Source organism: Streptomyces sp. NPDC126510 (assembly GCF_040302345.1).
In the GTDB taxonomy this organism is placed as follows: domain Bacteria; phylum Actinomycetota; class Actinomycetes; order Streptomycetales; family Streptomycetaceae; genus Streptomyces.
The window spans coordinates 1-1,105 of sequence record NZ_JBEORR010000101.1; the positions used below are offsets into that span (position 1 = coordinate 1).

Consider the following 1,105-nt stretch of genomic DNA (forward strand, 5'->3'; position numbering starts at 1 on the left):
GAGCCGACATCGAGGTGCCAAACCATCCCGTCGATATGGACTCTTGGGGAAGATCAGCCTGTTATCCCCGGGGTACCTTTTATCCGTTGAGCGACGGCGCTTCCACAAGCCACCGCCGGATCACTAGTCCCGACTTTCGTCCCTGCTCGACCCGTCGGTCTCACAGTCAAGCTCCCTTGTGCACTTACACTCAACACCTGATTGCCAACCAGGCTGAGGGAACCTTTGGGCGCCTCCGTTACTCTTTAGGAGGCAACCGCCCCAGTTAAACTACCCATCAGACACTGTCCCTGATCCGGATCACGGACCCAGGTTAGACATCCAGCACGACCAGACTGGTATTTCAACGACGACTCCCCCTGAACTGGCGTCCAGAGTTCAAAGTCTCCCAGCTATCCTACACAAGCCGAACCGAACACCAATATCAAACTGTAGTAAAGGTCCCGGGGTCTTTCCGTCCTGCTGCGCGAAACGAGCATCTTTACTCGTAGTGCAATTTCACCGGGCCTATGGTTGAGACAGTCGAGAAGTCGTTACGCCATTCGTGCAGGTCGGAACTTACCCGACAAGGAATTTCGCTACCTTAGGATGGTTATAGTTACCACCGCCGTTTACTGGCGCTTAAGTTCTCAGCTTCGCCCTGACGAATCAGAGCTAACCGGTCCCCTTAACGTTCCAGCACCGGGCAGGCGTCAGTCCGTATACATCGCCTTACGGCTTCGCACGGACCTGTGTTTTTAGTAAACAGTCGCTTCTCGCTGGTCTCTGCGGCCACCCCCAGCTCAGGACGTAAAGTCCATCACCAAGTGTGGCCCCCCTTCTCCCGAAGTTACGGGGGCATTTTGCCGAGTTCCTTAACCATAGTTCACCCGAACGCCTCGGTATTCTCTACCTGACCACCTGAGTCGGTTTAGGGTACGGGCCGCCATGAAACTCGCTAGAGGCTTTTCTCGACAGCATAGGATCATCCACTTCACCACAATCGGCTCGGCATCAGGTCTCAGCCACAAGTGATCCGGATTTGCCTGGATCACGGCCTACACCCTTACCCCGGGACAACCACCGCCCGGGATGGACTACCTTCCTGCGTCACCCCATCACTCAC

General features: G+C 55.7%; 1 rRNA gene. It reads right to left on the reverse strand.

Annotated features, from left to right (window positions below):
• Positions 1-1,105 (reverse strand): 23S ribosomal RNA (locus tag ABTX60_RS43155); the annotation flags it as partial.